Raw genomic sequence first — 7,038 nt, 5'->3', positions numbered from 1 at the left:
GGGCTGCATCAACTCTGCTGCCAGGTAGAATCACGAACCCTCCCCCACCACCCCCGGCCGGGGCCGAGGATGCGCGGGGGACCGCCCGGCCCCGAGTTGCGGAACTGACCTGGCATCACCAGACGTGCCGTCAGGGGGATCGGTCGAACCGTGCCGATCCGTGGTCTCACGCTGCTGGCATAGGGGGAACGTAGCACGGGATTGGCCGCTGGGGGATGCTTTCCGGCCGTACTGGTGTGCTTACGCATACGCCGCTTCAGCATGGGTGATGCAACGGGTAGGATCGTGAACGGATCCCGCCCACCTCTCCCCCTGGATCGGAGGCCCTTGGGATGACGGAGTCGTTCTCTCTTTATCCGCATCAGATCGAGGCTGTGGAAGCCATCGTGAAGGGCTTGGATATTCCGCCTGGTAAACGGATCCCTCCGCAGGGTTTGCGGGGGACGGTGGTGAGTGCCTGCGGTACCGGGAAAACCTTCATCGGGGCTGCTGCGGTGAAGCGGTTGGCGCCGGATGGCCGGGTTTTGGTGTTGGTTCCGACGCTGGCGTTGCTGGCGCAGACGGTCAAGGAATGGCGGGAGTTCGGGCATGTGGGGCCGGCGGTTGCGGTGTGCTCGCTTGAGGATGATCCGGGTCTGTTTTCGCTTGGTGTGCGGTGCACCACGAGTGCGCCGCAGCTAGGGCTGTGGCACGGGCGGGGGCCGGTGACGGTGTTCGCCACGTACGCCTCGCTGCCGGTGCTGATCGAGGCGCACCAGGGTGAGTACGGGCTGCCGATGGACGTGTGGGACGTCGTGTTGGTCGATGAGGCGCACCGCACCAGTGGGTCGTTCGCGAAGGCGTGGGCGGCGGTGCACGATCAGGAGCTGCTGCCGGCGATGCGGCGGTTGTATATGACGGCGACGCCGCGGATTTGGGAGGAGCGTGCGCCGCGTCGGTGGCGGCGTGAGGAAGCGGGCGAGGTGCCGGCGGAGGGGGTAGACCGGCTGCCCGAGGAGCTGGCCTGTTCCATGGACGATGAGGCTGTGTTCGGGCCGGTTCTGTTCGAGCTGGATTTGTCGGATGCGATCGCGCGGGGGTTGCTTGCGCGGTATCAGATCGTGGTGGCGGAGCTGCGGGATCCCAGCCTGACTCCGGACCGGCTCTATGGGGAGCAGCGGGAGTCGGAGGAGGTGCGGGGGGAGCGGTTGGCGGTGCTCCAGGCCGCGTTGTTGGAGACGATGGCGGCGCATGGTCTGCGGCGGTGCATCACCTTCCACCACCGCACGATCGAGGCGCGGGCGTTCGCTGAGGGGTTGGGGCGGGTTGCGAAGCGTTTGCACGTCGAGGACCCTGGCCGGCACCCGAAGCGGGTGTGGGCTAACTGGCTGTCCGGGGAGCACGACGCGGACGTGCGGGCGGACCGGCTCACCCAGTTCGGGGGACGGGCCGGGTGGGCAGTGATGTCCTCTTGCCGCGTTCTGGGTGAGGGTGTCGACTGTCCGGCCGTGGACTCGGTCGCCCTGATCGACCCGAAGGGCTCGGCCGTGGACATTGTCCAGGCGATTGGGCGGGCGCTGCGGCAGAAACCGGGTCAGGGGAAACTCGCTACGCTGGTGGTGCCGATTTTTTTGCGGCCGGGTGAGACGGCGGAGGATATGCCGTACTCGGTGTCGTATCGGCCTTTGATCAAGGTGTTGAACGGGTTGCGGGCGCATGATGAGCGGGCGGTGGAAATGCTCGCTGTTCCGCAGGAGGATTCGCCGGTGACGGGTACGTTGCCGTCGTTCCTGGGCGAGGAGCCGCAGGAGGGCGAGGAGGATCAGCGGGTGCTGCTGCGGTTCGGTACGCACCGCGATCCGGCTTTGATCGCGCGGATGGTCCGCTACAACCTGATGGAGCCCGAGCACGCGAACTGGAAGGCCGGGCATCGCGCGGCGGTCGCCTTCCGGGAGCGGACCGGGCACCTGGCCGTGCCGTACGGGCATCGGGAGTTGATGCCGGGCGGGCACTCGTTCCCGCTGGGCCGCTGGTTGGCCGACCAGCGGCGGGCCCTCGCGGCGGGGCGGATGGCCACGCAGCGGGCCGATGACCTGGACGAGCTGGGCATCGTGTGGGACCCGTCGGATGCGGCGTGGGAGGAGAACCTGTCCGCGGCGCGTGCGTACTTTGCGGAGACGGGGACGCTGGCGGCTCCGGTGACCGCGACGGCGTTGGACAAGCCGGTGGGGCAGTGGCTGGCCAACTGCCGCAAAACCGGCGGGCTCGGCAAAGACCCGGAGACCGCCGCGCGGCGCGCGGCGCAGCTCGCCGCGATCGATGAGGACTGGAACCCCGGCGCGCTGGGGTGGGCGGTGGACTGGCAACGCCAGTACGCCGCCGTCGCCGGGCTCGTCGCGCTGGGCGCGGGGTGGGAGGAGATCGTGCCCGGGGTGACCGCGGACGGGGTCGATGTGGGGCGGTGGCTCCAGCGGCAGCGCCAGCACGTCGTCTGGCAGGGCCTGAAGGCCGGGCAGCGGGAACGGCTGACTGGGCTCGGCGTCACACCCCTGCCGCCTGAGGAGCAGGAGAAGCCCGGGAAGGCGTCCAGGGGTGGTTCTGGGGCGTTCGAGCGGGGGCGTGCGGCCCTGGCGCAGTACCGGGAGCGTACGGGCGGCACAGGGCCCGTCAGCCGCTCCCACGTGGAGACCCTGCCGGACGGCAGTGAGGTCAAGCTGGGGGTGTGGCTGTCGAACACCAAGAGCAGGCGGGCCAAGCTGGACCAAGCGCAGCTGCAGCGGCTCGCCGGCCTCGGACTCGACTGGGCTGGAGGGGCGGAGACGGCGTGAGCACCGGACAGGGGATGAGCGGCGGGGAGTTGGACGTGTATGGGGCGGAGCTGGCCCGGGTCGGCCGGCACGGGGACAAGGCGCGGGCCCACTTCGCGGAACTACGCGTCCAACCTGCAGCGAAAGACAACCTTCCCGCCACCTAGCGTCCAGGCCCCGGCGGCGGCTGGGGCCACGCGTCTCCGATAGACGCTCACATGTCTGTGCGGCACATGCTCACGCGTCCGGATTCTGCAGCGTGCCCTGTCAGTGCCTGGGCGCATCATGACCGCGACCGGAGACGCGGTGGGGGAGTGGCCTAGTGCAGTTGACTGCCGATCATGCTGAGTGGGGGCGGCTGGATGTCACCCTGGACGATCTGGGCTGCGGGAAGTCATGGCAGGACATCCACCGGGTGCGTGGCGTGGAGCTGACGTGCCCGGAGTGCGGCGGTCAGGTCCACGCCCGTCTCTCCAAGCTGGACACCCGGCACCTCTACCACCGCGCCAAGCCGCCGTCGTGCTCGTTGGCGAACGAGTCGCTGGAGCATCACCTCCTCAAGCTGGAGCTGGTGACCTGTGCGCGGGCCGCGGGCTTCCGGGCCGAACTAGAGGTCGCCGCGCTCACCGGGGAATGGCGTGCTGACGTAATGGTTTTCAGCCCGGACGGCACCCGGCTGATGGCGCTGGAGGCGCAGCTGTCCCCCATCACAGTGGAGGACATCGCAGCCCGCACCGGTCTGTACGAACGGGACGGTGTGCGGGTGTGCTGGTTCGGCTTCCGGCCGCGCCCGTGGGTGGGCGCGGTGCCCACGCTCCTGGTCCAGGCCCCCGAGGAACGCGGACAGGAGTGGAGGGTGACCGCTGGCCTGGCTCGCTTATCCACGCGGCCGGTGAACTGGTCGCCGGTCGGTGCGGCGCTGAGCGACGCGGTGGCGTGGATGCTGACGGGCGGGATCGTGCCGCACAAGCCCCTCTCAAACACTCGGAAGGTCACCGACGAAGACGGCTGGGGCGACTGGGCAGAAGGCTGGACCAGGTCCTGGGCCGACGTGTGGCGTCTGTGGTGGACGGCCCCCGCATATGCGGCCTTGGACGCTGAGTGCGCCCGGAAGGAGGCAGAGGCCAGACGTCGACGGGAGGCAGATGAGGAGGCCGAGACGCGGCGGCGGGAGGAGAGGGCCCGGAAGAAGGCGGCCAAGGACCGTGCGTACGCCGCGTTCTGGAGCCGCACGGGTCTGAATCAGCAGCAGTGGAGTTACTTCCGGGCCATCGCCGAGCTGTTCTTCGGCCTGGACCTGGTCTTCGGCACGCCGGACTCCCGGTACGGCGACGGCAGGCCGGTCTATGAACGCAGCGGCCCTGACGGCAAGCAGTGGACGCTGATCGCAGTCGCCTGCCCGGACCCGCGCAGGCTGAGGGCCTGGGCAGAAGAACTGGCCCTGCTGGTCCCCTCCCACAGCGATCTCGACACTCTCGCCGGCCGGGCGTGGGCGCCGTTCCAGGTCTACGTCCTCAACCCGGACACCGGCGAGATGGACCAGGAGCGCGTGCTGCCGGCAACCGCCACTCTGTAACCCGACGCGCGGGCCTGTCGAGAGGGTGGCACCGCGAAACAAGTCGGGGTCCGAAGCGACGCCGTCCGGCACCGCGTCGACGTACAGCGGGTGCCGGGTCACGTACGCAGCGGCCCCTCACGGGCTCCAGCGCCGCCCGACTACCTCACACCGGGAAGGACGCCGGACCCCAGACACCCACAGAAGGACTCGACTAGGACGCCCGTGCTCCGGCGGGGCCCTGGATCAAGGACCCTCGGTCCGCAAGGCTCGTGCGGTGCGCTCGCACGCCGCGGCGAGCTGTTCACGGAAGGGGGCGACCCGCGGATTGTCCACTGCCTCACGCCGCAGTGCCGCAAGCGCCTGGACCCACTCCACCGCGTCCTCGGGCAGGGTGTAGGGCCGACCACTCAGCCGCTGCGCCGGGAGCGCCACGGCGTGTTGGACGACTTCCCGAACCGGCTCACCGTGGCGCCCGCCCTCGCTCACCGGACGCTCGGAACGCTCCTGAGCGGTGCGCAGTTCCCATGCCCGGCGGCGGTGCGCGGGCGAGCAGTAGCGCGGGGGCCGCCCTTTGCCGCTGTACTCCACCGGCTTGCCGCACCACTCGCACCCCGACAGCTGCTTGGGCGCGGGCGTCGTCTGCTGTGGAGGTGTGGCAGTGCCGTTTTCGTTTGGAACGGAAGTCGCTTTCGTCACAAACGAAATCCTATCCGCCGCCCTGACCTGCGCTAACACTCGGCGTTCGAATGAATCGAACGCTTCCTTCCGAATTGGAAGAAAAATCGGCGCCCTGCTGAGGATCCCTTCCGGGTCACCTGTTGCGTGCCTTCATCCACCGCAGCAGAGCCCGATAGACCTGCGGGTCGTCGGGGTCGGCAAACGCCTCGGCGAGAGTCTGGTTCAGCTCGCGGCGGGTGATGCTGGCGCGCTTGAGGTCACGGGCGAGTTGCCGGGCGCGCTGGTCGACTGCCTGGCGTGCGGGGGCCGTTTCGGGTGCCTCAGGTGCGGGGCCGCTTGCCTCGTCGTCATCGTCGGGCTGTGCGGCGGGTTCGGTGAGCCTGGCCTCGACCTGCTCGCGGATCGCGTCGACGGGAGCAATGGTGCCGTACGGTCCGGGCAACTCTCGGACCAAGTCGCTGACATCGCGGGCCGTGACCTTGGGACGGCTTTCCCTCAGCAGGGTGTAAAGGGTGGCGGCCGCTTCGACGTCGTAGAGCTTGACCACCGGGAACAGGGCTTCCAGGTGGGAGACGGTGAGCTTGGGAAAGGACGGGAGCAGGCGTTCCGCGAGGCGCCATCCTCGGCGCATGCGGCTGGAGTCGGCGAGGGTGACGCCCCAGTCGGCCAGCAGGTCGTCGAAGGTGGCGTAGTCGGCCCGGTACAGGCGGCGGTTGGCCACTGCGTCGAGTGCCTTGCCCGTGAGCCAGTACGCCGTGTGGTGGGCGCGTACGGCGCGCTTACACAGCTCCAGGGCGCGGCGCTCGTCGTCGGTGAGATCCGGGGTGTCACCGGCGGCGACATCAGGGTCCGGGAGGGACGCGAGCGTGAGAGCGTCGTCGGCTGTGCCGGTGCCCGCGGTCCGACGGCTGAGGCCTGCCAGGCCCGTTGCGCGGGTGGTGCTGGCGCGGGTGGTGCTGGTCAGCCCGAATCGGTCTGCGGTGGTCTCGGTGTCGGTGGTCATGCTGCGTCCTGTTCGGCGGCCCGGGTCAAGATCTCCCTGGCGAGCGTAGCGAGGTCTTCGGCGACCGATGCGGACGTCGCCGACACGATGGATCCGGCAGCGGCGCGTCCGGCCCGCAGGTCCCAGAACTTCGGGTTGGATGCGGCTGCCAGCTCCAGCTCGTGCACGAGCCGGCCGTGGCTGCGGGCGTCCTGGCTCACCGCCTCGCTGTGGCGGACGATGGTGTCGAACAGGTACGTGTCCGTTCCCAGTTCCTCGGCCACCCAGGTACGCGCGTTGCGGTGGATCTGCTTGGAGGCGCTGCCGCTTCCGAACAGCACCACACCCAACAGGGTCAGGTCCGGGTTCACGGCCGTCCGGACGAGCTGGAACTGGCGGCTGATGGAGCCGAGCCCGTCGTTGATGCTGGCCTTGTCCGAGCGGGTCGGCGCCACCATCCAGCGGGCGGCGGAGAGAGCGAGCTGCTGCAGCGGCGGGTTCTCGGGGGCGCTGTCGATGACGACCAGGTCGTAGCGGCCGGCCACGGGAGCGAGGCTGATGGCGAGGGCGAGGGCCTGGCGGTGCTGCTGCATGCGGTAGGTCGCGGCGAGCATGTCGGGGACCGCGCCCACGTGCTGGCCGCCCACGACCACGTCCAGGCCTTCCCGGACGCCGGACACCGGCTTGAGCGGTGCGCCGATACGCAGGGCATCGGCGAATGCCTCGCCCTCGTCATCGATGCCGCTGCCCCGGTAGCCGAGATCGCGGCCGATGTTCCCCTGCCCGTTGACGTCGATGAGCAGTACCGATCCCCCGTCGGCAGCGACGAGGCCGGCCAGGTTCGAAGCAAGCGTGGTCTTGCCCACGCCGCCCTTTCCGTTGGCGATGACGTAGGAGCGGGCGAGCGCACTCCGGTCAACGAGGTGGGTCGGGTCAGCGTCGAGCATCGACGGATCTCCTGTCGTACGGGGTGATGCTGCCCCGCATAGTCCCACGACCGTCCAGCACTGCCACCGCCGGACCGGAAACAAAAA

Annotated in this window: 5 protein-coding genes; 2 read left to right on the top strand and 3 right to left on the bottom strand. The window is 69.5% G+C overall.

Annotation, left to right across the window (positions count from 1 at the left end; genetic code table 11):
* Positions 1-332 precede the first annotated feature (332 nt).
* Positions 333-2,807: a helicase associated domain-containing protein gene (locus tag ACZ7JA_RS35830; RefSeq protein ID WP_470812637.1), complete on the top strand. Its 2,475-nt coding sequence runs from the start codon at positions 333-335 to the stop codon at positions 2,805-2,807.
* A 301-nt stretch (positions 2,808-3,108) separates the two neighbouring features.
* Positions 3,109-4,362 (top strand): competence protein CoiA family protein, encoded by a 1,254-nt coding sequence (locus ACZ7JA_RS35825; RefSeq protein WP_470812635.1) that lies wholly within the window; start codon positions 3,109-3,111, stop codon positions 4,360-4,362.
* 225 nt (positions 4,363-4,587) lie between these two features.
* Here the strand turns inward: ACZ7JA_RS35825 and ACZ7JA_RS35820 are convergent, their stop codons facing one another.
* From ACZ7JA_RS35820 to ACZ7JA_RS35810, 3 genes are all read right to left on the bottom strand, one after another.
* Positions 4,588-5,040, bottom strand: a complete 453-nt coding sequence (locus tag ACZ7JA_RS35820; RefSeq protein ID WP_470812633.1) for a hypothetical protein — start codon at positions 5,038-5,040, stop codon at positions 4,588-4,590.
* Positions 5,041-5,155: 115 nt separating this feature from the next.
* The gene (locus ACZ7JA_RS35815) at positions 5,156-6,025 is read right to left on the bottom strand and encodes a hypothetical protein (protein ID WP_470812631.1); all 870 of its coding nucleotides are present in this window, start codon (positions 6,023-6,025) and stop codon (positions 5,156-5,158) included.
* Positions 6,022-6,951: a ParA family protein gene (locus ACZ7JA_RS35810; protein WP_470812629.1), complete on the bottom strand. Its 930-nt coding sequence runs from the start codon at positions 6,949-6,951 to the stop codon at positions 6,022-6,024. Before ACZ7JA_RS35810 ends, ACZ7JA_RS35815 begins: the two co-directional genes overlap by 4 nt.
* Between the last annotated feature and the right edge of the window lie 87 nt (positions 6,952-7,038).

Source organism: Streptomyces sp. NPDC038135 (assembly GCF_055601245.1).
Note: the sequence above shows the minus strand (reverse complement) of the source record. Positions and strands in the feature narration are given on the sequence as shown.

Bases quoted from the DNA above. Each gene is read 5' to 3' on its own strand.
- ACZ7JA_RS35810 (WP_470812629.1), bottom strand. From the start codon at position 6,951: ATGCTCGACGCTGACCCGACCCACCTCGTTGACCGGAGTGCGCTCGCC.
- ACZ7JA_RS35815 (WP_470812631.1), bottom strand. From the start codon at position 6,025: ATGACCACCGACACCGAGACCACCGCAGACCGATTCGGGCTGACCAGC.
- ACZ7JA_RS35830 (WP_470812637.1), top strand. From the start codon at position 333: ATGACGGAGTCGTTCTCTCTTTATCCGCATCAGATCGAGGCTGTGGAA.